At 53.5% G+C, this 24230-nt stretch carries 20 protein-coding genes; 9 read left to right on the top strand and 11 right to left on the bottom strand.

Translation table 11 applies throughout. The annotated features are described in order from the left end of the window. Positions 1–4: 4 nt before the first annotated feature. The 4 genes from AACU55_RS03045 to AACU55_RS03030 are packed head-to-tail and all read right to left on the bottom strand — an operon-like array spanning position 5 to position 3953. Entirely contained in the window at positions 5–778 is a 774-nt protein-coding gene (locus tag AACU55_RS03045) for an FCD domain-containing protein (RefSeq protein WP_013574153.1), read from the bottom strand. Positions 779–816: 38 nt separating this feature from the next. Further along, positions 817–1134 carry a PTS sugar transporter subunit IIB gene (locus AACU55_RS03040; protein WP_013574152.1) on the bottom strand — a complete coding sequence of 106 codons (318 nt, stop codon included), beginning with the start codon at positions 1132–1134 and terminating at the stop codon, positions 817–819. 14 nt (positions 1135–1148) lie between these two features. Continuing rightward, complete coding sequence (locus tag AACU55_RS03035; protein WP_037035171.1) at positions 1149–2585, bottom strand: glycoside hydrolase family 1 protein; 1437 nt, start codon at positions 2583–2585, stop codon at positions 1149–1151. Between the two features lie 24 nt (positions 2586–2609). Then, positions 2610–3953, bottom strand: coding sequence for a PTS sugar transporter subunit IIC (locus AACU55_RS03030; RefSeq protein ID WP_013574150.1), 1344 nt, complete (start codon positions 3951–3953; stop codon positions 2610–2612). A gap of 277 nt (positions 3954–4230) precedes the next feature. On the opposite strand from AACU55_RS03030, the gene AACU55_RS03025 reads away from it, so the two are divergent. Continuing rightward, on the top strand, positions 4231–4548 hold the full coding sequence (locus AACU55_RS03025) for a PTS lactose/cellobiose transporter subunit IIA (RefSeq protein ID WP_013574149.1): 318 nt from the start codon (positions 4231–4233) through the stop codon (positions 4546–4548). 169 nt (positions 4549–4717) lie between these two features. On the opposite strand, the gene lysA is transcribed toward AACU55_RS03025, so the two are convergent. Further along, positions 4718–5977, bottom strand: a complete 1260-nt coding sequence (gene lysA / locus AACU55_RS03020; RefSeq protein ID WP_037035173.1) for a diaminopimelate decarboxylase — start codon at positions 5975–5977, stop codon at positions 4718–4720. Between the two features lie 134 nt (positions 5978–6111). On the opposite strand from lysA, the gene AACU55_RS03015 reads away from it, so the two are divergent. After that, the gene (locus AACU55_RS03015) at positions 6112–7035 is read left to right on the top strand and encodes a LysR family transcriptional regulator (RefSeq protein WP_134706629.1); all 924 of its coding nucleotides are present in this window, start codon (positions 6112–6114) and stop codon (positions 7033–7035) included. Between the two features lie 62 nt (positions 7036–7097). On the opposite strand, the gene AACU55_RS03010 is transcribed toward AACU55_RS03015, so the two are convergent. Together AACU55_RS03010 and AACU55_RS03005 are read right to left on the bottom strand one after the other, a co-directional pair. Then, positions 7098–8261: an MFS transporter gene (locus AACU55_RS03010; RefSeq protein WP_134706628.1), complete on the bottom strand. Its 1164-nt coding sequence runs from the start codon at positions 8259–8261 to the stop codon at positions 7098–7100. A gap of 220 nt (positions 8262–8481) precedes the next feature. Continuing rightward, positions 8482–9399: a LysR family transcriptional regulator gene (locus AACU55_RS03005; protein ID WP_037035176.1), complete on the bottom strand. Its 918-nt coding sequence runs from the start codon at positions 9397–9399 to the stop codon at positions 8482–8484. Between the two features lie 115 nt (positions 9400–9514). Between AACU55_RS03005 and AACU55_RS03000 the strand changes: the two genes are divergently transcribed. Next, positions 9515–10384: an MBL fold metallo-hydrolase gene (locus AACU55_RS03000; protein ID WP_013574144.1), complete on the top strand. Its 870-nt coding sequence runs from the start codon at positions 9515–9517 to the stop codon at positions 10382–10384. A gap of 163 nt (positions 10385–10547) precedes the next feature. On the opposite strand, the gene AACU55_RS02995 is transcribed toward AACU55_RS03000, so the two are convergent. Further along, the gene (locus AACU55_RS02995; protein ID WP_037035179.1) at positions 10548–11264 is read right to left on the bottom strand and encodes a tetratricopeptide repeat protein; all 717 of its coding nucleotides are present in this window, start codon (positions 11262–11264) and stop codon (positions 10548–10550) included. A gap of 129 nt (positions 11265–11393) precedes the next feature. On the opposite strand from AACU55_RS02995, the gene AACU55_RS02990 reads away from it, so the two are divergent. Both AACU55_RS02990 and AACU55_RS02985 read left to right on the top strand, forming a co-directional pair. Continuing rightward, positions 11394–13148, top strand: coding sequence for an ABC transporter ATP-binding protein/permease (locus AACU55_RS02990; protein WP_037035180.1), 1755 nt, complete (start codon positions 11394–11396; stop codon positions 13146–13148). A 183-nt stretch (positions 13149–13331) separates the two neighbouring features. Beyond that, a complete protein-coding gene (locus AACU55_RS02985; protein ID WP_015689424.1) occupies positions 13332–14072 on the top strand; it encodes a GntR family transcriptional regulator in 741 nt (246 codons plus the stop codon). Positions 14073–14078: 6 nt separating this feature from the next. Here AACU55_RS02985 and AACU55_RS02980 read toward each other — a convergent pair whose 3' ends face one another. Further along, on the bottom strand, positions 14079–15680 hold the full coding sequence (locus AACU55_RS02980; protein WP_037035182.1) for a PTS transporter subunit EIIC: 1602 nt from the start codon (positions 15678–15680) through the stop codon (positions 14079–14081). 618 nt (positions 15681–16298) lie between these two features. On the opposite strand from AACU55_RS02980, the gene AACU55_RS02975 reads away from it, so the two are divergent. Genes AACU55_RS02975 through AACU55_RS02965 form a run of 3 tightly spaced genes read left to right on the top strand, consistent with a single transcriptional unit; the run spans position 16299 to position 21987 of the window. Beyond that, positions 16299–17432, top strand: a complete 1134-nt coding sequence (locus AACU55_RS02975; protein WP_134706627.1) for an efflux RND transporter periplasmic adaptor subunit — start codon at positions 16299–16301, stop codon at positions 17430–17432. A gap of 9 nt (positions 17433–17441) precedes the next feature. Further along, positions 17442–20591 carry an efflux RND transporter permease subunit gene (locus AACU55_RS02970; protein WP_134706626.1) on the top strand — a complete coding sequence of 1050 codons (3150 nt, stop codon included), beginning with the start codon at positions 17442–17444 and terminating at the stop codon, positions 20589–20591. After that, positions 20584–21987, top strand: coding sequence for an efflux transporter outer membrane subunit (locus AACU55_RS02965; protein ID WP_013574137.1), 1404 nt, complete (start codon positions 20584–20586; stop codon positions 21985–21987). The genes AACU55_RS02970 and AACU55_RS02965 overlap by 8 nt, the downstream gene beginning before the upstream one ends. Positions 21988–22062: 75 nt before the next feature. On the opposite strand, the gene AACU55_RS02960 is transcribed toward AACU55_RS02965, so the two are convergent. Both AACU55_RS02960 and AACU55_RS02955 read right to left on the bottom strand, forming a co-directional pair. Further along, positions 22063–22317 (bottom strand): helix-turn-helix domain-containing protein, encoded by a 255-nt coding sequence (locus AACU55_RS02960; RefSeq protein WP_037035188.1) that lies wholly within the window; start codon positions 22315–22317, stop codon positions 22063–22065. 310 nt (positions 22318–22627) lie between these two features. Continuing rightward, on the bottom strand, positions 22628–22996 hold the full coding sequence (locus AACU55_RS02955; protein ID WP_126124634.1) for an endonuclease domain-containing protein: 369 nt from the start codon (positions 22994–22996) through the stop codon (positions 22628–22630). Between the two features lie 557 nt (positions 22997–23553). Here AACU55_RS02955 and AACU55_RS02945 point away from each other — a divergent pair. Further along, positions 23554–24204, top strand: coding sequence for a nucleotidyl transferase AbiEii/AbiGii toxin family protein (locus AACU55_RS02945; protein WP_134706625.1), 651 nt, complete (start codon positions 23554–23556; stop codon positions 24202–24204). Positions 24205–24230 lie beyond the last annotated feature (26 nt).

Here is a 24230-nt window from a genome sequence, read left to right as displayed (position 1 = left end):
GTGTTCAGACCATCTTTCCCTGAAAAATCGGCACAGATTCAAACAGATAGCCGTCAAACTCCGGCGCATCCACATCCGACAATTCCATCAGCGTATTTTTCACATTTTCCATGTGCTGCCACATCGCCTGATACGAGCCCATGACGTCGCGGCGGCGCAGTGCGGCCAAAATATTCTGATGATCAGCCAGCCATTTCAGGCGGTAACCGCGGGTAGCTATATGGCTGTGTAACTGTTTCCACAGCGGGCTGGAATCCCGGTGCATCCAGATATTTTTCACCGAATCGAGCAGCATCTGGTTTTGTGTCGCACCGGCAATCAGCAGGTGGAACAGCCGGTCGTTATCACCGCTTTCGTCGTTAGCCACGATGGCGATTTGTTCCTGCTCCAGCGTGCGGCGCAGATTTTCGATATCCGCTTTGGTGGCCATTTTGGCGGCAAACGCGGCAATATTACTTTCGAGCAACTGCCGCGCCTGTAAGATTTCAAAGGGGCCAATCTGCCCCTGATACAACAGTTCGTCTTCGCCTTCTTCCTGAGAAGGAATGCGGATCACGTACACGCCGGAACCCTGACGGATATCCACCGTGCCCTCCAGTTCCAGCATCAGTAAGGCTTCGCGCACAATCGTCCGGCTGACGCCGTAGTTTTCCGCCATATTGCGTTCGGGCGGCAGGCGGGATCCCACGGCGAAATGCCCTTGCTTGATTTGCTCACGCAGGTCATGCCCGATTTCCTGATACTGCTTTCTGTCCTGCGAAACCACACCTTTTTCCACACAATCACCCTGATGCAAAAAACAAAAAAGACCGGATGTTACTGTATCAGAGATAATGCCTGATCCAGCACTTTTGCACCGTTTAACGTGCCGTAAGCCACCATGTCGATCACCGCAATCGGAATGCCGTGTTCATCGGTCAGCTTTTTATTCTCCGCCAGTTTAAAACGCACCTGCGGCCCGAGCAGCACGGCGACAATATCGCGGCCATAGGCTTCAAGCTCGTCACGCAGATTGTTTTCAGGGATCGCGTAGATCTGATATTCCAGCCCCCGCGCAGTAACTTCTTTTTCCATTTTGGTGACCACCAGTGACGTGGACATCCCTGCCGAACAAGCTAAAACGATTCGTTTCATAGTGTTTCCTTAGGTTATTTTTCCTGGTCATCGAGCGTTAAAGACAACACACCACTTTCACTGAGTGATTTAAACCAGTGAGAGGATTTCTTCTGACGGCGATCACGATTGTTATCAAGATCAATTTCGATCAGCCCGTAACGATTTTTAAAGGCGTTCATTGGCGAGACATTATCGGTAAAGGCCCAGAGCATATATCCCTGACAATTGGCGCCGTCTTCCCGCGCTTTTAATGTCCAGTAAAGATGCTCGGCAATAAATTCAATACGATAGTTGTCCTGAATTTCCCCGCTGACGGCATCGCGAAACTGGCCTTCATTTTCGATACCCATGCCGTTTTCAGCCACAAACCACGAAATATTTCCGTATTCCGCTTTAATGCGCATCGCCATGTCATAAATAATTTTCGGATAGATTTCCCAGCCACGCGATTTATTCATCCGGCGTCCGGGCAATTCGAAATGTTCGTAGTAATACGCCGGATGGAATGGTGTGTCTTTATTCCATTCGCGGGACGGTGCTTTCACCCGGTGCGGGTAATAAAGATTAATACCCACTTCATCCACGGTGTTATTACGGATAACCGCCAGTTCCGCTTCTGTATAATCGAAATGTACGCCGTGCTTTTCCAGTAGCTCCAGTAATTCCTGTGGATATTCCCCGTTGATCATCGGGTCTAAAAATACGCGGTTATAGAATAAATCGTATAAATGCGCCGCCTTTTGGTCATGCGCCGCCGATGAACGGGCGTACGTCACTTCCGGATTTAAAATCACCCCGACGGTACCTGCGGCGTGATATTTTTTGCGATGGAACAGTTCGACCACTTTGGCGGTTGCCAGCACTTTGTGGTGATTCCACTGCATCCATTTCGCGGTATTTTGCTCGAACGGCCAGCGTATCGCATCCAGATACACGCGGGTTTGCACCACCACCGGTTCGTTGAAGGTAAACCAGCGGCGGACTTTTCCGGCATACCGTTCGAAGACTTTTTCTGCATACAACACAAACAGATCGACGACTTTTTTCGAGCTCCAGCCATCGTATTTTTCGATCAGAAACGCCGGTAATTCGTAGTGTTCAAGACACAGCATCGGTTCGATGCCGTTACGTTTCATCTCATCGAGCAGATCGTCGATATATGCCGCGTATTCTTCATCGACCGTACCCAACTCATAGTCGGTGAAAAAGCGCGACCAGTTGACCGACGTGCGGTAATGACTCAGCCCGCTGGCTTTCATCAGCGCCACGTCTTCTTTGTAGCGGTTGATGAAATCGGTGGCTTTCGCCGGGCCGTAACCGTTGTGCCAGACATGGCGGTTATTTTTGTACCAGAGATCCAGATACGAATCCTGCCCGTCTTTTTTGCCGCTCCAGCCTTCGGTCTGCCACGCAGAGGCGGCGGCACCGAGAATAAATCCGTCAGGAATGGCGATTGAAACCTTACTCATAACATCCCTCATTTTCCGAATAATTTACGCCGTAGCAGCCTGTTTCTGGCTCTGCTGCATGGCTTCAAGCTGAGCCTGATCGGCACGACGCGCCGCGACTTTCACAAACGGCAGATAAATCAGTACCGCCACCACAATGCAGCCAATCTGGGTGAATACCGCGCCCATCGATCCGGCCGTTGACAGCCAGGCGTTGATAATCGGCGGTGTGGTCCACGGCACCATCACCACCGCGCGTCCGGCGAATCCGAGGCTGGTGGCAAAATAGCCGATGGTGCCGGTGATCAGCGGCGTGATGATGAACGGGATGGCCAGGATCGGGTTGAGCATAATCGGCATACCGAAAATCACCGGTTCATTGATGTTGAAGAAACTTGGCCCGAGGGACAGTTTGGCGATTTCGCGCATCTCTTTGCGGCGGGTAGCGATCATCACCGCCAGCAACAAACCGATGGTACAACCCGAGCCTCCGATGCTCATATATACATCCCAGAACGGCATGGTGATGATGTTTGGCACCTCATGACCCTGCTCAAACGCGGTCATGTTAACCATGATGGCACCGAGCAACAGCGGTTCGCGGATCGGTTTAATCATCTGGTTGCCATGAATACCAATCACCCAGAACAGCTGCGCGACAAACATCAGCAGCAGAATGCCCGGCAGACTTTGCATCACCGATTCCAGCGGACGCTGAATCACCTGATACACCGCATCGTACAGATACATGCCGGTGACGCGGTGGAATACAAAGCCGAAGGTAGCGACGAGCACCACGGTAATAATGGCGGGAATTAACGCCGAGAATGACGCCGACACATTGGGCGGCACGCTCTCGGGCATCTTTATACGCAGGCCGTTAACCCGTTCCAGACGGGAATAAATCTCCACCGACAGAATGGCAATAAACATGCCGAGGAACAGACTTTTAGTATCGGAGAATTGTTTTGCCAGCACATCTTTCACTTCCTGCATCTGGCCGTTAACCATCATATCGACGGTGGTTGGCGTGACAGCAATAAAACAAATCACTGCCAGCAGGCCGGGAAATAACGAACGTGAGCCGTTAATTTTCCCGAGTTCGATACCAATTAAAAACACCGCACCGATGGTCAGAAAACTGAGCGTGGCGTAGTTAATACTGCTCATGATCGGTTTGAGGGTGGCCAGCCAGGAGAACATTTCAAAATGCGCTAATCCGTTTTTCGGATCCATCACCATATTTGAAATTAAAACTGAGAATGCCCCCACAATAATAACGGGCATTAACGTGATAAAAGACGCCTTAATAGCCATGATGTATCGGAAGCTATTAAAGGTGTTGGCGAATCCCCCCAGAGAATCGATAAAGCGGTCTTTCAGTGACATGACAGCACCTCATTTTCTTTTTTCTATACTTCACAGGTGTTGATTTCGTCTTCACCTTTTATATTGAATGAGGAATAAAGGTGTCGTACGAAGCAGGGTCAGATTCCGGTTCTGTAAATCATCCTGTCGGCCATATTTCGGGAATAATTTCGTAATGTGGCATGCCAAAAAATAGCGGAATACGAATTAATTTCTGTGACAGCGTTCTCACATGTGAATATTGGAATTCCAATATGATGAATTCACCCTTTTCTGGTATACCAATTTGGAGTTTTCGATGGAATTCGATCTGGAACAAACGGTGATGGAGTTATTGATCAACGCCGGAGAAGCACGATCTAACGCCATGATGGCGATTCAGCATGCACGTAAAAAAGAATGGGAACAGGCTGATGCGATGCTGAAAGCCTCGGACGACGCGGCGCGTGTTGCGCACAAAGTACAGACACAACTGATTGGCCTGGATGAAGGCGTGGGGAAAATTCCGGTGAATCTGATCATGGTGCACTCGCAGGATCATCTGATGACCGCCATGCTGTGCCGTGATCTGGCAGAAGAAATCGTGTTACTGAGAAAAGAGATGTTTGATAAGTAAACTTTCTCCCCTGCGAAGGGGAGGGTTGGGGTGGGGTGGGGTATTAAGGTCAAAAACAAAATTCAAAGTGTGCTTTAACTCATTGCTTTGTATTTAAAACCCCCTCCCCGCCTCCCCCTTCGCAGGGGGAGGAGCAAAGCAAGCCACCTCACCGGCTCAGACGCAGAGACTAGAGCTCCAGAGCAATTAACTCTTCCACCGTCTGCCTGCGACGAATCAGTCTTGGCACGCCATTCTCAAACAATACTTCCGGCAGCAGCGGGCGGGTGTTGTAGTTCGATGACATGGATGCGCCGTACGCGCCGGTATCGTGGAACACCAGATAATCGCCGATGTGTACCGGCGGCAGCGGGAAGGTTTCCACTCCGCCGCCTGCCTGCTGGGTAAACACGTCGCCGGATTCACACAACGGACCGGCGATCACGGAATCCGTCAGCGGTTGTCCGCTGACATCGCGGCCATCGGCCGGTAACAGTGAAATATGATGATAGCTGCCGTACATCGCCGGGCGCATCAGGTCATTAAAGCCAGCGTCGCACAACACGAAATGACGGCTGCCCATGTTTTTCACCGCACGGATTTGCGCCACCAGCACGCCGGATTCCGCCACCAGGAAACGCCCCGGTTCGATCTCCAGTTTAATCTCATGCCCGAGATGCGCGGCAATCTGCTCGCGCGCACGATTCCACAGACCAAAATAGTGGCCGGTATCAATGGATTCTTCTTCAAAATGATAGGGGATCGACAGGCCACCACCGGCGGAGATCGCTTCAATATCGTGTCCTGTTTCAATCACCTGGCGCACCATCGCATCGCAAACCTGCTCAAGGTGACCATAATCCACGCCGGAACCGATATGCATATGAATGCCCACCAGTTTCAGGTCGTAACGGGCAATCTCTGTCAGCGCCTGCGGTAAATCGGCATACCAGATCCCGTGTTTACTGTTTTCCCCGCCAGTATTGGTTTTCTGGCTGTGCCCGTGACCAAAGCCCGGGTTCACGCGCAGCCACACCGGATGTCCGGCTTTGTGCTGGCCAATCTGACTGAGCATGTCGATGGAACCGGCGTTCACCGGAATATCCAGCGCTGTCACGCGCTCCAGCGTCGGTTGATCCAGTACGTCAGCAGTAAACACAATCTCACTGTCTGTGCCGCCCGGAATAAAACCGGCCACCAGCGCACGCTCAATTTCACCCAGAGAAACGGAATCGACCTTCACGCCCTGCTCGCGCATCAGACGCAGGATATGAATATTAGAACAGGCTTTCTGCGCAAAACGGATCACGTCAAACTGGCGCAACTGCGCGATGCGCTGTTTGATAATGTCAGCGTCATACGCCCACACAGGGCAGCCAAATTGTTGCGGCAGAGCCAGTAAATTCGCGGCATTAAGCGCGGTAGACATATCGTTCAGAGCGCGTGGCATAAGATTTTCCGTCAGTTGAAGTCCGTCATATTTCCCTCAGTATGCCGCGTGGCAGACCAGCGATAAAATATCTATTTCAGGCAAGTCTATTCATTTATGATATGGGATATTGTCATCGTTTAGCGGATGAAACCATGCCAGCTATTTCCCTGCGCCATATCGAAATTTTTCATGCGGTCATGACCACCGGCAATCTGACTGAAGCCGCTGCGTTGCTCAATACCTCGCAGCCGACAGTCAGCCGTGAACTGGCGCGCTGCGAAAAGTTGCTGAATCTGCAGTTATTCGAACGCCTGCGCGGGCGTTTATATCCTACCGTTCAGGGTCTGCGGCTGTTTGAGGAAGTGCAGCGCTCGTACTACGGGCTGGACAGAATTATCAGCGCGGCGGAAGGCATCCGCCAGTTCGAGCAGGCGCAACTGTCCATCGCCTGCCTGCCGGTATTCAGCCAGTCGTTGCTGCCTGCGGTGTGTAAGCCGTTTCTCGACCGCTACCCTGACGTCAGTTTCAATATTGTGCCGCAGGAATCGCCGCTGCTGGAAGAATGGCTGTCGGCGCAACGCCATGATTTGGGGTTGACGGAAAACACCCAGACGCCAGCCGGAACCGAGCGACAGACGCTGCTGACACTGAACGAAGTGTGCGTGCTGCCTGCCGGACATCCTTTGGCTGAGAAATCGCGACTCACACCACAAGATTTCAGCGGACTGAATTATATCAGCCTGTCGGCGACCGACAGTTACCGGCAACTGCTGGATACGTTATTTATGGAACAACAGATTACGCGGCGGCTGGTGATGGAAACCCACAGCGCCGCGTCAGTGTGCAGCATGGTGCGCGAAGGCGCGGGCGTGTCGATCGTCAACCCGCTGACCGCATTGGATTATTGTGACAACGGACTCGTCCTGCGGGAATTCAGCGTCGCCGTACCCTTTACCGTCAGCCTGATCCGGCCATTGCACCGCCCCGCTTCGGCGCTGGTCACCACATTTACCGAACACTGCCATCAGCAGGCGCAACGCTTTGCCGGACATCTCGAGGCCGCGCTGATGCGCTGAACAGAAAAAAAAGGCCACGCCGGAGAAACTCCGCATGGCCTTTAATTTTTTTAGCGGCTGGATTACGCGGCCGCTTTTTCCGCTTTCTTCGCCGCACGGCGGAAAGTGATCACACACAGCACGAAGCCGATAGCGCCGAGTGCGCCCGCCGCCAGCGGCACAGTGCTCAGTCCCATTCCGCGTTCAATCACCGCGCCGCCCACCCAGGCACCCAGCGCATTGCCCACGTTAAACGCCGCAATGTTCAGGGTCGACACCAGGTTTGGCGCATTTTTGCCGTAGGTCACCACGTTAACCTGCAAGGCTGGCACCGCGGCAAAGTTCACCATCGCCCAGATAAACAGCGTGATTTCCGCCACCACCAGATGAACGCTGGTGTAGCTGAACAGCACGGAGAATATGGCGATCATCAGGAAAGTCAGGGTCAGCGAGATACCCAGACGCCAGTCCGCCAGACGCCCGCCCAGCACGTTACCGATGGTCAGACCGAGGCCGATCAGCAGCAGCGTCCAGCTGACACCGTGCTCAGACACGCCGGTAATTTGCGTCAGGATAGGCGCGATATACGTGAACAGCGCGAACATCGCGGCAGCAAAGAAAATAGTGATCGACAGCGACAACCATAATCCCAGGCTACCCAGCGCACGGATCTCCTTACGCAGATCAGTCGGCTCTTCTTCTTTCTTATCCGGCAGCTTTTTATAGAGCGCGAACAACGAGGCCACGCCAATCACCGCCACCACCCAGAAGGTTGAACGCCAGCCGAAAGCCTGTCCGAGCGCAGTACCGAGCGGAACGCCCAGCACGTTAGCCAGCGTCAGGCCGGTGAACATCAGCGCAACGGCTGAAGCACGGCGGTTAGGCGCCACCAGACTTGCCGCTACCACCGCGCCAATCCCGAAGAAGGCACCATGACACAGCGCGGTGATCACGCGCGCCAGCATCAGGAAATCGTAGCTGTACGACAGCGCGCACATCACGTTGCCAATAATAAAGATGCTCATCAGCAGCAGCAGGGTGTTCTTGCGCGGCAGTTTTGCCGTCAGCACGGCCATGATCGGTGCCCCGATTGCCACACCCAGCGCGTATCCGCTGATTAACCAGCCTGCAGAAGGAATACTGACATTCAGATCCCCCGCCACGTTGGGGAGCAGCCCCATGATGACGAATTCAGTGGTACCGATGGCAAACGCGCTGAGCGCCAGTGCCAGGAGTGCGACAGGCATAAAAACTCCGGATATTTTTAGTGATGAGTAAAGGCACCGGCATTGCGCCGGATGGGTTTAAATACCACGTTGATCACACTTTTGACCAGACGCAGTCTGTGCCCTTGCTGCCTGAAAAACACCCGATATCAGGATTAATCTTTACATAACAATACATTGCAGGGAATGCGCGGAAGACGAAAAAGGGACCGATTCCACTGGCTTATTCCCTGCCGGTGACTCAGCGTTTTTCTTCTGTCAGCGACAGCCAGCGCGGATGGCCTTTGAACCATTCCACCAGAAAATCGAGCAGCGCTCGCAACGCCGCCGGCATTTGCCGCCGGGACATGTAAATCGCATAAATCCCCATTTCCTGTGGCTGCCACTCGCTGAGTAAGGCGACGAGCTGGCCGCTGGCAATCAGCGGTGCCGCCGAATAATAAGGCTGCATGACGATTCCCGCGCCTTCCACTGCCCCGGTCAGCAGCACCAGCGATTCATTAGCGCTCAGATTTCCGCTCACCGGAATCGCGACCTGTTCACCCTGCCGTGCAAACTGCCACAGGCTTTTGCCGAACCAGGTGTACGTCAGGCAGTTGTGGACTGCCAGATCCTGCGGATGCTGCGGCGTACCCTGCGCGGCCAGATAAGCCGGAGACGCGCAGACGACCGACGGACACAGCGCCAGCGGCCGGGCGATCAGGTTCGGATCCAGATCGTTAGTGATGCGCAGCGCCAGATCGATCCGGTCTTCCACCAGATTGATCGCCCGGCTTTCCAGCTGAAGATCGATACTGACCTGCGGATGTCGGCGCAAAAATTCACTGACCGCAATCACCACCGCACCCTGCCCGAAAGATTGTGAGCAACTCAGACGCAGCAAACCGCGCAACGCTTCATCGCCCGTATCCGCCACGCTGCTCATTTCCGCCGCCACCGACAGCATTTTCCGGCAACGCGCCAGCGTGTTTTCGCCCGCATCCGTCAGGCTGAGTTTGCGGGTGGAGCGGTGCAGCAGGCGCGCGCCCGACCACTTTTCCATCTCCGACAGATAACGTGTCACCATCGCCCGCGACATATTCAGCGATTCGGCAGCACTGACCATGCTTCCCCGTTCAACAATGGCAACAAACACTTGTGCAGCGGTAATTCTGTCCATGATTCGTCCGGTTTATGCAACAAACAGTTGCGCATTATCCGGTTTTTCCCGCGGATTATGCAACGTACAGTAGAGTCTTACTGAATGTGATTATTTATGTCTCTGAGGAAAACCCATGCAACTGAAACATCTGACTCTGATCGCCGCCCTGCTGGGCAGCAGCCTGTCCGCTCACGCCGCCAGTGCACTGAAAATGGACGTGTATAACCCGGGTGAAAAAAGCGTTTTCCCGGTTTCTTCTGAAATCATTACCGGCGATAAAGAAGCGGTTCTGATCGACGCGCAGTTCCAGCGCAATGACGCAGAAAAACTGGTGGAAATGATCAAGGCGACCGGCAAGAAACTGACGACGGTGTACATCAGCCAGTCCGACCCGGATTACTACTTCGGGCTGGATGTCATTCATGCCGCGTTCCCGGACGCCAAAATCGTGGCAACGCAGGCCACCATCGATCAGATCAACGCCAGCAAAGACGGTAAAGTCGCTTTCTGGGGACCGCAGTTGAAAGACAATGCGCCAAAATCTGTTGTGGTTCCTGAACCGCTGAAAGGCACGACCTTTGAACTCGAAGGCCATAAGTTTGAGGTTCAGGGCGTAGATAAAGAACGGACGTTTGTCTGGATCCCGTCGCTGAAAGCGGTAGTGGGCGGCGTGCTGGTGAATGGCAATAACATGCATGTCTGGACAGCAGATACGCAGACGCCGAAATCCCGTAAACAGTGGGTAGAAGCGCTCAATGAAATTACCGGTCTTAATCCGCAAGTCGTTGTACCGGGACATTTCCTGCCGGGCGCGCCAAAAACGCTGGAATCGGTGGAATTCACCCGCCAGTATCTGCTGACGCTGGAAAAAGAATTACCGAAAGCGAAAGATTCTGCCGCGCTTATCGCCGCGATGAAAAAACATTATCCGCAACTGAAAGACGATTCTTCATTACAACTGAGTGCGAAAGTATTGAAGGGCGAAATGAAGTGGCCGCAGTGAATATAACCTGACTCGGCGCCCTCTTCAGCTAAAGGCATACGTCGATCGGCTCCCTCCCCTGCGAGGGGAGGGTTGGGCTGGTGTATTGCAGCAAAATCAAAAAGTTGAAATGTGCATTGACGAGGTATTAGCCCTTAAAACCCGCCTGAGGCGGGTTTTAAACTTACGGCGTCACCCGTACAAATTCGCCTTCGGCCTGCACGTTGTGACCGAAACCGCAGTCATTGGTGGTGTGAAGTTTAACGCTCCGGGGTGCGAAATTCATGTCCACGCTACACTCGCCGCCACCGGCGGAGGCATCATCGGCTTCGTGGTAAACCGCGTGATTATCCTTGATTGCCGTCACCACCGAAAAATCGCCGGTATTCGGGCCGTAATACAGTGACATCTGCCCCATGTATAAACCGCTGAAATCGATTTTAAACTGCGCTTCTTCGGCTTTCACTTCGACGATATTCCAGCTACCAAACCCGGCATATTGCCAGTAAATCCCTGCCGGACTTTCGGCTGGCGGCAAGGCATCCAGTTTTGGCTGCATCTGACTCAGGTTGTATTGTGACTTTTTGTCAGCAGGTGCCAGCATCAGCCAGGCCCTGGCTTTCAGATAATCGCCCTGCTTTATGTAGGTCAACGCAATGTTGTTGTAGGCCGTGGCAATCTGGTCCTGCGGCTTATGGCAAAACTCGCTCCAGGCGACCTGATTACGAAAAATTTCCCGGGCTTTGCCCATATCACCCTGCTGATAAGCCACTTTTCCGGCAGCGGCATAAATCCCGGCTTTAACACAATCGGCGTCGATATCCGGTTCATCAATCTGGGCAAACGCCTGAACACTGGCAAAACATCCTGCCACCAGCAGTAAATTCACTGCGACTTTCATCAAACATCCTTCTACTTTTGTGGTCTACAGAGCTTCGTGCTGGAAAAACATCCTTACAAGTGGCTCATTGCCCTATCGCACTGAGCCACTCATTCTGGGATGATTGGCTTTACAACATATCGATTACACATGGCTATTATGACTAAAAAACCTGGGAAATCGGCGCAATGGGGCGCCGTCTGGCAGTTAATTAAGCCTTACTGGCGCTCAGAAGAAAAGTGGCGTGCCTGGAGCATGTTGACCACAATCATCATCCTTTCGCTGGCCGGTGTGTACCTCAGCGTACAGTTTAACGAATGGAACCGTGTCTTTTATGACGCGCTGCAAAACAGAAACTATCCGGTTTTCAAAGCCCAGCTGTGGAAATTTACCTGGCTGGCGCTGTTGTTCATCGTTATCGCCATCTACAGAGTGTATCTGACGCAGGGTCTGCAAATGAGCTGGCGGCGCTGGATGACTGAAGAGTATATGGAGAAGTGGCTGACCAATCACGCCTATTATTACACGGAGTATCAGCATCAGGTGGATAACCCCGATCAGCGTATTTCCGATGACCTGAATGCCCTGACCAGCGGGACACTTTCTCTGGTGCTCGGTCTGCTGTCGAGCGTGGTGACGCTGTTCTCCTTCGTATTTATTTTGTGGTCGATCAGCGGGCCGCTGAACTTTATGCTCGCGGGCCATCACGTTGAAATCCCCGGCTACATGCTGTGGTTCGCGCTGCTCTATGCCGCCATTGGTTCCTTCATTATCTGGTATATCGGTAAGCCCCTGGTAAGACTCGGGTTTAATCAGGAATGGTTCGAGGCGAACTTCCGTTTTGGCCTGATCCGTATTCGTGAAAACAGCGACGCGATCGCGCTGTATCACGGTGAAAAAAACGAGCACGATCAGCTGACCGGCAAGTTTGAATCCATCAAAACCAACTGGTGGTCTATCATGCGCGTCACCCGTCGCCTGAACGTGGCATCCAACTTTTACGCGCAGTTTGCCAATATTTTCCCGATCCTGGTGGCGTCACCACGCTATTTCTCCGGCGCGATCCAGATGGGTGCGCTGATGCAGATTGCTTCCGCGTTCGGTCAGGTGCAGGGCGCGTTGTCCTGGTTCATCGATGCCTTTACCGATCTGGCAAACTGGAAAGCCACGGTTAACCGTCTTGCCGGTTTCAATGCGGCAATCGATCAGGTTAACGCTCAGCCGCGCGGCATCAGCGTAGGCAAAAGCACCGAACACGCCTTACAGCTTGATAAACTGACGCTGAACCTGCCGAACGGAAATCCGCTGTTTTGCAATATTTCTGCTGCCATGCAACCGGGCGAACGCGTGCTGATTGCCGGGCCTTCCGGTTGTGGTAAATCAACGTTGCTGCGTGCGATTGCCGGTATCTGGCCTTACGGCTCGGGCAATATTGCACTGGCGGAAGGTAAGCGTTATCTGTTCCTGCCACAACGCAGTTACATTCCGATTGGCACATTGCGCGATGCGCTCAGTTATCCTGACGCCAGCCGTGAATATACGGATGAACAACTGCAACAGGTGCTGACGCAATGTCGTCTGTCACATCTGGCGGCGGTAGAAATTCTGGATGATTACGCCAACTGGAGCCAGCGTCTCTCGCCGGGTGAACAGCAGCGGCTCTCCTTTGCCCGTGCGCTGTTGATCAAACCCGATACGCTGTTCCTCGACGAAGCCACCAGCGCACTGGATGACGAAACCGAACAACAGGTATACGCTCTGCTGCTGAGCGAATTGCCGGAAACGTCAGTTATCAGTGTGGCGCACCGTAATTCGGTCGCGAAATACCATCAGCACTGCTGGCGGTTCAAAAATCAGGAAAATGGCCCGTGCGGATTCACCTCCACGGCGCTGTTGCCTGAATAACGCCTGACGCCACCGGAAAGTGGTTTCAAAATGCAGAAAGGTTGCTGATGTCAGCAACCTTTATTTTTTGTGTGTGCTGAAACCCATTTTGAGCAGAAAACCAACAGGGTGGCTGGCTGCTTTGTATAGCTGACTATACAATTATTCTTAAGTGAAATTTAAAAGGGTCGGAGGTAAGGGTTAATGAAGATAGACAAAAATTCGTTCACGCCGCTTTATCTGCAAATTGAGCAGCAACTTACCGAAAAAATCAGCACCGGCGAAATCCGCCCCGGAGATCCGATCCCGACCGAAGCCGCCATGTGCGAAATCTATGGCGTCTCGCGCATGACCGCGCGAAAAGCCGTGGATTATCTGGTGCGTCAGGGGCGTGTCGCCCGTTTTCGCGGTCGCGGCACCTTTGTCGTTGAGCCGCCAAAGCAGCAGAAAATCATTCTGCCGCTCGACCGGCATCTCACCGCCAGCGAAGTCGCCCAGGAAAATAATCAGCGCATTGAAAATCAGGTGCTGGAATTTCGCCGTATGCCTGCCAGTGAAGACATTGCCCGCGAACTGAATATTCCCGCCGGTACTGAAGTTTATTTTATGATCCGCCTGCGTCTGCTCGGTGATGAGCCGTTTGTGTATGAACAATGCTGGATGCTGTGCGACCGGTTCCCGGATATCACGCGCGCCGCCATGACATCGTCAAAATATGCTTATATTCGCTCGAAAGGTTTCCAGCCTGCGGGCAGCACCAAACTGATTTCGGCAGAACTGCCGTCCAACGAGATACGCGTCGCGCTCAACCTGTCACGCGACCAGCCGGTGCTGCATTCCCACGCGATTGTGTCGTTCACTGACGGCACGCTGTTTGAAGTGTCTGATGTCTACTACAACCAGAAAAACTATGGCTTCAGCGTCCATGCCAAAGTGAAAGCTTAAGCGCCGTCAGGCAATGCCCGATAACTCCGCCTTCACCAGATTCGCCACCTGTTCAACCTGCGGGCCATAGATCACATGCACATCCGTTTCGGTGATGCGTTTCACCCCCATCGCGCCGGTTTTCATTAATGTGCCATCCTGTACCTGAGTCATATCTTTGACCTTCACTCGCAGGCGGGTGAAACAGCAATCGACCGCCGTAATATTCCCCTCGCCGCCCAGTCCGATGATGATATTTTTGGTTTTTTCGCCCGTGCCCTGCGCCGGTTTTGCACGTTCTTCGGCATCATTTTCATCCTCACGCCCCGGCGTTTTTACCTGCATCCGCAGAATGACCCAGCGGAACGTGAAGTAATACAGTGGCGCGTAGATGATGCCGAGGATCAGCGGATACCACCAGTGCGTGCGGCTGCCGCCGAGCACGCCAAAGATCAGGAAGTCGATCGCCCCGCCCTGCACGTTACCGATCATCACATGCAGCATTTGCATCAGCACGAACGACAACCCCGTCAACACCGCATGCAGGAAATACAGCACCGGCGAAACGAAAATAAAGCAGAACTCCAGCGGTTCAGTGATCCCGGTGGTAAATGACGCCAGTGCGCCCGCCAGCATCAGCGCTTTCACGCGGCCTTTATGTTCTGGCCGCGCGCAGTGATACATCGCCAGCGCCGCCGCCGGTAACCCGAACATCATCACCGGGATTTTCCCCTGCGCCAGGAAGCGCGTCGCCTGCTGCGTGACCGCATCGGAGATCGTACCCGGATTGGCCAGCGCAGCATTAAAGATATTCAGCGCGCCGACAATGCTCTGGTTATCCACCGTGGTGACACCGCCGATGGGGGTAAAGCGCACGGTTTCATTAATGATGTGATGCAAGCCGGTCGGGATCAGCAAACGTTCTGAGGTGGCATAAATAAAGGTGCCGATCTCGCCCGTGCGCCCGATCAGCTCGCCGATCCACTGGATCCCCTGGGCGATCGTCGGCCAGATCAGCGACATCAGCACACCGACGATCGGCAGCACCAGCACGGTGACAATCGGTACAAAACGCCGCCCGCCAAAAAACGCGATCGCCGTCGGCAGCACTATGGTATAGAAACGGTTGTGCAGCCACATGGTGATCAGGCCGACCAGCACCCCGCCCAGCACGCTCATGTTGTAGGTGAAAATCCCCAGCGTGTTGGTGAACTCGGCGGCGTAAATCATCGCGTCACTTTCGGTCATGCCTTTTGCCGTGAGTTTGGCGACCGTAATGGTTTCCGGCGTAATCCCCTGCGCCAGCAGGCTGTAATTAACCCCGACGTGCAGCCCGACAAAACCGATCACGGCGGAAAAGGCCGCCGTGGCCTTCTCTGCATTAGCCAGCCCCATTGCCGTGGCGACCGCAAAAAACAACGGCAAATTAGCGAACAGCGCACCGGAGACCTGACGGATAAAGCCGATGACCAGTTGCAATGTTTTCATCTGGGTAAAGGTTTCACCGGTGACCGCCGGATTCTGCAATGCGGCGGCCAGGCCTAAGAAAATCCCGGCGGCGGCAATCACCGAGATAGGCGTCATCAGGGCTTTCCCCAGATCGTGAACCTTGCTGCCAAGTTTTATCATCTGTCTTCCCTCAATTCGCTGGCTAAAAATAAACCGTTAATTGAGTTAAGTCACAGAATGTATAGTTGTATAGACATAGTAGTCAGGAGTATGAAAGGGATCACAGTTTTGCGAGAGGAAAGCTGGCTGGCGGTGCAAAGGCAAAAAAAAGCCCACATCGGACTGTGGGCATGGGGGTTGCAACTGGCCGCTGTTCAAAACGGCTGGCAACAAGCAAATGTGAGAACTGCTCGTTCTCGGCCCTTAAGGTAACGGCTGCGGGCTTAATCCCTTAGTCTTTTCAGGTAAGGAGCAGGTTAAAATGTATAAATTTGTTTGATATGCATCACACTTTTTTAACACCTAACAATTCATTCACTTTTAGAACATCCCTCTGATAATTATTCTTATGGCCTATTAATTAGTTTACTAAGTAATGACTTTCCTGCCATTTTCCACTGCACGAAAAGACTAAAACCTTACAAGAACAAGGGATTATGCGGCAACATAATCCTCATGTTTTGAAATATAGAAACATGGGTGATGACAATATCCTTACACCGGGAAATCAGGCGCTCTCGTATAGTGAAGGACTTGTTGAGAATGGTTATTCTCAATTCCCCAAAAAGAGTGAATTCTATGCGCCTGAAGTTACTTTCTGTCAGTACAGTGGTACTGCTTTCCGCATGTGATGGTTCTGCCAGTTCTGCTTCCCCGGCAGCACAGGCTCCTGCGGTGAATGTCGTTACTTTGCACAGCCAGCCCGTCGCCCTCACCACCAGTCTGCCCGGCCGCACCACGGCGGTTCGCAGCGCGGAAGTCCGTCCGCAGGTGAGCGGCGTGATCCAAAAACGTCTGTTCGTGGAAGGCAGCGAAGTCAAAGCCGGTCAGCAGCTTTATCAGATTGATCCGTCAACCTATCAGGCCTCTTTCGATCGCGCGATGGCGACCTGGAAAAGCGCCGACGCCACCGCCCGCCGCTATAAACCGCTGGTTGAAGCGCAGGCGGTCAGCCGTCAGCAATATGATGATGCCGTGGCCGCCGAGCGCGAAGCCGCAGCGGATGTCGAGACCGCCCGTGTCAATCTGCAATACACCAAAGTGTACGCGCCGATTTCCGGCCATATTGGCCGCTCGCTGTATACCGAAGGTGCGCTGGTGACCAGCGGCCAGACGGCATATCTGACCACTATCGATCAGCTCAATCCTATCTATGTTGACGTCAATGAATCCTCACAAGATTTGCTGAAACTGCGTCGCGCGCTGGCTTCCGGTAAGTTGCAGTCCGCCGGTGACAACGCCGCGCAGGCCACCCTGACGCTGGAAGATGGCAGCAAATACGCCCTGCCGGGCAAGCTGGAATTCTCCGAAGTCACCGTGTCGCAAAGTACCGGTTCCGTTACCCTGCGGGCCTCTTTCCCGAACCCGCACGACGAACTGCTGCCGGGTATGTTTGTTCACGCCCAGTTACAACAAGGTATTGATGACAAAGGTATTCTGGTACCGCAGGAAGCCATCATGCATGACGTCAAAGGTGCGCCTTATGTGTATGTGGTGAAAGCCGACAGCACCGTTGAGCAGCGTTCCATCACCACCGGTCAGATGATGAACGGTAACTGGTTAGTCAGTCAGGGTCTGAATGACGGCGACAAAGTGATCACCGACGGATTACAGAACGTCAGGCCGGGTGCCAAAGTCAACGCCACCGAGCGTAAAGCCAGTGCCCCTGCCGAACAGGCTAATCTCGCGATGACCGATCCTTCCGCGCAATAGGTGAGCTGAATGTCTACTTTCTTTATTAACCGCCCCATATTCGCCTGGGTTGTCGCCATCGTCATCATGCTCGCCGGTGCGCTGTCGATCATGAAACTGCCGATCAGCCAGTACCCGAATATCGCGCCTCCGGCGATTTCCGTCAGCGTCACCTATCCGGGTGCGTCAGCGGAAACCGCCCAGAACACCGTAGTTCAGGTCATTGAACAGCAACTGAACGGGCTGGATAACCTGCGCTATATCGAATCGCAAAGTAACAGCGACGGCAGTGCCACAATCATTGCCACCTTTGATCAGGGTACTAACCCGGATATCGCGCAGGTTCAGGTACAGAACAAAGTGTCGCTGGCCGAATCGCAACTGCCGACCGAAGTGGTCAATCAGGGGATCCGTATTGCCAAATATCAGGCCAACTTCATGCTGCTGGTCAGCCTGATTTCGACCGACGGTAAAATGAGTAACTCGGATCTGAGTAACCTGCTGGTGACCAAACTGGAAGACCCGATCGTGCGTACCAAAGGCGTCGGCGACTTCCTGCTGCTCGGTTCAGAATACGCCATGCGTATCTGGCTCGATCCGGCAAAACTGTATAAATATCAGCTGGTCCCAAGTGATGTCAGCGCGGCGATTGAAGCGCAAAACGTACAGGTGTCGTCCGGTTCCCTCGGCGGCCTGCCGACGGTCAAAGACAGCAAACTCAGCGCCACGATCATTGGTAAAACCCGTTTCGACAGCATTCATCAGTTCAAAAACGTGCTGCTGAAAGTGAATGCCGACGGTTCTCAGGTGCGTCTCAGTGATGTCGGCAACGTGGATCTGGGGCCGGAAAGTTATTCCATCTCCTCCACGTTTAACGGCAGTCCCTCTACCGCTATCGCCCTGCGTCTGGCAAGCGGCGCGAACGTACTGGACACCGACAGAGCAGTAAGAGAAACCATCGCCGGGCTGGAAGATTCTCTGCCGGCTGGCGTGAAAGTCGAGTTCCCGTACCAGACCGCGCCGGTGGTCAGCGCATCGATTGAGGAAGTGGTGAAAACGCTGATCGAAGCCATCGTGCTGGTGTTCTGCGTGATGTTGCTGTTCCTGCAAAACCTGCGCGCAACGCTGGTCACCACGCTGGTGGTGCCGGTAGTGCTGCTCGGTACCTTCGGTATTCTGGCGGCAGCGGGGTATTCCATTAACACCCTGACCATGTTCGGGATGGTGCTGGCGATAGGCCTGCTGGTGGATGATGCCATCGTGGTGGTGGAAAACGTCGAACGTGTGATGACGGAAGAAAAGCTCTCGCCGAAAGACGCCACCATCAAATCGATGAAACAGATCCAGGGCGCGCTGTTTGGTATCGCGCTGGTGCTGTCTGCCGTACTGGTGCCGATGGCGTTCTTCGGTGGCTCAACCGGGATCATCTACCGTCAGTTCTCGATCACCATCGTATCCGCGATGGCGCTCTCCGTACTGATGGCGCTGATTTTCACCCCGGCGCTGTGCGCCACCATCATCAAACACAACGACGAGGAAAAATCGCAGAAAGGCTTCGCGGGCTGGTTTAACCGTAACTTCGACAAAGGTGCGATGCGCTACACCCGCGCCGTCGGCACGGTCATCTCACGCCGCCGTCTGTTTATGGGCATCTACCTGCTGATCGTGATCGCCACCGGCTTTATGTTCACCCGTGTGCCGACCACCTTCCTGCCGGATGAAGATCAGGCCGTGATGTTTGTTCAGGCGACGTTGCCCGCCAACGCCTCGGCGGAACGAACCCAGCAGGTGCTGGATAACGTCCGGAAATATCTGATGACGCAGGAAAGCGGCATCGTTTCTTCGGTGTTTACCGCCAATGGCTTCAGCTTCGCCGGACGAGGCCAGAACGTCGGGATTGCCTTCGTGCAGTTGAAAACCTGGGCCGACCGCCCGGCCGCCGCGCAAAAAGTTCAGGCGCTGGCCGGTCGTGCGATGGCGCATTTCGCCACCATCAAAGATGCACGCGTATTTGCTTTCGTTCCGCCAGCCGTTATGGAACTGGGTAATGCCACCGGCTTCGACTTCTTCCTGCAAGACACCAACGGCAAGGGGCATGAAGCCCTGATGGCCGCGCGTAATCAGTTCCTGCAAATGGCGTCACAGGACAAACGCCTGATGGCTGTGCGCCCGAACGGGATGGAAGATGAACCGCAATATCAGCTGGAAATTGACGATGAACGGGCGCAGGCGCTGGGTCTGAGCCTCGACGACATCAACAACACCTTGTCAGCGGCCTGGGGTTCAGCGTATGTGAACCAGTTCATGTACAACGACCGCGTGAAGCGTGTTTACATCCAGGGCAAGGCGGCTTCCCGCGTCACGCCTGAAGATCTGAACAACTGGTATTTCCGTAATTCCAGCGGCGATATGGTGCCGTGGAGCGCCTTCGGCAGCGGCAAATGGGTGTATGGCTCACCGCGTTATGAACGTTTCAACGGCGTGTCTTCCGTCGAACTGATGGGTTCACCGGCACCGGGCTACAGCTCGGGCGATGCCAACGAGGCGGTGATGGAAATCGCGGCCAAACTGCCACCCGGTTACAAAGTGGCATGGCACGGCCTGAGCTACGAAGAGAAGCTTTCCGGCTCACAAACACCGGCGCTTTACAGTCTGTCGATGATCGTGGTGTTCCTGTGTCTGGCGGCGCTGTACGAGAGCTGGTCAATTCCGTTCTCCGTCATGCTGGTGGTACCGCTGGGGATTTTAGGCACCATCGGTGCTGTGTTGCTGCGCGGGTTGTCGAATGATGTTTTCTTCCAGGTTGGCCTGCTGACGACCGTCGGGCTGGCGGCGAAGAACGCCATATTGATTGTTGAATTCGCCAAGGAGCTGCATGAGAACGAAGGGATGTCGGTGGCACAAGCGGCCATCGAAGCGGCCAAGCTGCGTATCCGGCCGATCATCATGACCTCAATGGCCTTCGTCCTCGGCGTATTCCCGCTGACCATTTCCAGCGGCGCGGGCGCGGGCAGCCAGCATTCCATCGGGACGGCGGTGGTCGGCGGCATGCTCACGGCCACCTTCCTGGCGATCTTCTTCGTGCCGATGTTCTACGTCACGGTTGTGAATCTGTTCACCCGCAAATCGAAAAAACACGATAAGGCGCTTCCTGCACCAGAGGCAACACACCATGAATAAACCGCATTTCGCGCTGTCGCTTATCGGCGCGTTTTCACTCACTCTGCTGGCCGGCTGTACGATGGAGCCGGATTATCAGCGCCCTGCGCTGCCGGTTGCCAGCAACTGGGACGGCGCCAAAACCGGTGCTGCGCAGGATATCGGCTGGAAAGCCTTCTTCAATCAACCGGCGATGAAGCAGCTGATTGGCATGTCTCTGGCTAACAACCGCGACCTTCGGGTCGCGGCATTAAACGTCGATACCGCCCGCGCTACCTTCCAGATTGACCGCGCCGCGCTGCTGCCGACACTCGACGCCAGCGCCGGTGAAACCAACCAGCATCTGCCGGGCGGATTGTATTCAACACAAACCAGCGGACCGGTGACGTATCAGCAATACAGCGCGAATCTGGGCGTAACGTCTTATGAGGTTGACCTGTTTGGCCGCTTACGCAGCCTGCGCGATCAGGGGCTGGAAACTTATCTGGCGACAGAAGCCACGCAGCGCGCCACGCAAATTTCGCTGGTGGCTGAAGTCGCTTCCGGCTATCTGAGTCTGGCGGCGGATAACGATCTGCTAAAACTGGCGATCAGTACCGCCGACAGTCAGAAAAAATCTTACGAACTCACCAAACGCAGCTACGATTCCGGCATCGACACTTCACAGGATCTGGTGCAGGCCGAAACCACGGTGCGCGCGGCGCAGGCCGACATCGCCCAGTACACACGTCAGGTACGTCAGGACGTCAATGCACTGACACTGCTGGTCGGCACCACCATTCCACAGAGTTTGCTGGCGAACGCCACCCTGCAACAGGACTGGAAATTCCCGCAGACACCGGCCGGTTTGCCCTCTGATCTGCTGACCCGTCGTCCGGATATTATTTCCGCTGAACATACGCTGAAAGCGGCTAATGCCAATATCGGCGCGGCGCGTGCAGCGTTCTTCCCAAGCATTACGCTGACCGGCACGGCAGGCACAGAAAGCGGCAGCCTGAGTAAACTGTTCGACGGCGGCACCGGTGCGTGGTCATTTATGCCATCGGTTAATATCCCGATCTTCGACGGCGGCGTGAATCAGGCCAATCTCGACATCGCGAAGGACACCAAGAAAATTGATATCGCCAACTATGAGAAAGCGATTCAGACGGCGTTCAAGGAAGTCTCCGACGGCTTAGCCGGTCAGGCGACCTACAAAGATGAATTGCTGGCGCGCCAGCAGGACGCCGACGCCAATCAGCGCAACTACGATCTCTCGCAGATGCGCTTCAAAGGTGGAGTCGACAACTACCTGAGCGTACTGGTCGCACAGCGCTCCCTGTATTCTGCTCAGCAAACGCTGATCACCACCCAGCTTGCCCAACTGAATCAGGACATCAGTTTGTATAAAGCGCTGGGCGGCGGCTGGAAGGAGTGATTTTTGAGTAAAAGGAAACGCCGGCGGAAGTCGGCGTTTTTGTTTGAGCCGGAGAGACCTTATCCCGCCACATATTCATCTCAGAATCTTCTTCACTAACTCACCCCGCGCATCAAAATAACGGCTCGGCCAGATCACGCTCGGATGCACCTCCAGCGCCTGTGCAATCACCTTCTCCCCTTTCGGCCATGATCGTGACAGCGCATTCGATAAGGTGGATGAGCTCAACCCGGCACTGCGCGATACCGCCGCCAATGTCGTACCCCGTTTACGCAATGCCGCAATGATGTCTGCCTGATGCCAGTCGGTATGATTCTGTGCTTTGTTCATGGAGGATCCTTTCCTGAGTTATGAGTAAACAAAACGTCTACACAGGAAGAGTAAACCGGGAGAAAAATTATCCCAAAACGGGATAAAACCAGATGAATAGTGATCAGGTCATTGATAGATAAGATGAAATGTAATATTGATGAGTTAACTGAGCTAAATACTGATAAAAATTATTTTGGTGGGAATTTTTTCACCGAGTAACCATTAATACCCCACCCCAGCCCTCCCCTTCGCAGGGGAGGGAGCCGATCGAGCTTTTAACTCCTCCCCCTGCGAAGGGGGAGGCTGGGAGGGGGTATTACAAATAAAATCAGAAGGTTAACATTGTCTTCCGTCGTACAATTTCGCATCGCAAATGCTCAAGAACTTCAGGTAATTCCTGCATAACCTGAAGATTCGTAAACCGGATAACTTTCATTCCTGAATCACACAGAAAGTCAGTTCTGATTTTATCCGCCGCCATTCCTTCCTCACTGAAATGACTTTCACCATCCAGCTCAACCACCAGCCTCACCTCACCGGCGTAAAAATCCACGATATAGCGCCCAATCCCATGCTGACGGCGAAATTTAACACCCAGCGCTTTACACCGGACCGCCTGCCATAAAACAAACTCTGGATAAGTAAGATTTCCCCGCAGATCCTTGCGTAATTCTTTCTGTTTTGAATCGTTGAACATGCCACCACCGGGTTGTCTTTAATACCCCCACCCAACCTCCCCCTTCGCAGGGGGAGGAGCCGTACTGAGCGTATCTGCTAATGCGGCGATAATATTTTTCCCACACCATTCCTGCGGCCATCATTCCAATATTTTAATATTCACGCATTTTCGCCCGCCGTCACACCTGCTAATTATTCATTATTGGCTGTGAAGATTTTTTGAGTAAAAGGAAACGCCGGCAGAAGTCGGCGTTTTTGTTGCGTGATCTGTAGAAAATATTCCCTGAGGATCCCGCGCATGCATTGACAGCGGGGAATACAACTACGTCAGTCTGGAATCTGCATTATCGGCATATGGCATCATTTCGCAGATACTGGTCGACCGACTGGCCTTCATGACGACCCGACGCCCTGGGGCACTATCGAACTGACGCATACTCACCGCAGCATTTTGGATATTCTCGATGCAACCGTCGAAACGCCATCACCACTGAAACAAGCGATACCCTCCACGGTAATCAGGGATTTGCGCCGTGTTGGCAGGAATACTCATCTGATGGATCTTAAGGAAGAATAATGAGTGAGAAGGTCGATTTTGGTTTCGCCATCAGCGTAAAAGCCCCCGAAGAGCTGCGTCAGCTTCCCGATTATGATCAGATCAACATCGACCGCTGGCAAATAACTATCGAGACTTCCCCTCAACAATCCCACATTGCCAGGCAGCGGATCAAAATTGAAATCGCCAACATTGAGGCTTATACCCGTAATACCCTGCCACTCGGGCGTAATTATTTTGTCTTACCCGACGGCTATAACGACACGCTGATTTATGTCGAAACGCTCGAAGAAGTTATGGCCGACAAACTGGTCGCGTTTCCCGCGACTCAGACGCATATCCGGTATCGGGATATGTGGGATTTAGTGTGGCTCTATCAGCAAGGGGCACGAATAAACAGATTACTGCTGCTCAATAAAATAGCCGACTATCGTGTAGAGAATTACGCCGACAAAACCCGTGAGAAACTGAAGTCATTGGACGAAATCATGCGAAATGGTGTCTTCCACAATGAAATGAGGCGTTTTATCCCTGCAGATATCTTCGAACGAACGCTGAAATCAAAAAAATTTAATGGTTATTTTTTGACGACGCTGAGCAGTATTCTGAAAGAAGCGCTCAGTAATTTAGAAGTTCGGAGCGAACAGGACCCAGAGGCATTTTTAATGTAAGCGTTCTCTTATGCAGACATCTAATG

Source organism: Rahnella sp. CJA17(1/100) (assembly GCF_963881615.1).
Lineage (GTDB): Bacteria > Pseudomonadota > Gammaproteobacteria > Enterobacterales > Enterobacteriaceae > Rahnella > Rahnella aceris.
Note: the sequence above shows the minus strand (reverse complement) of the source record. Positions and strands in the feature narration are given on the sequence as shown.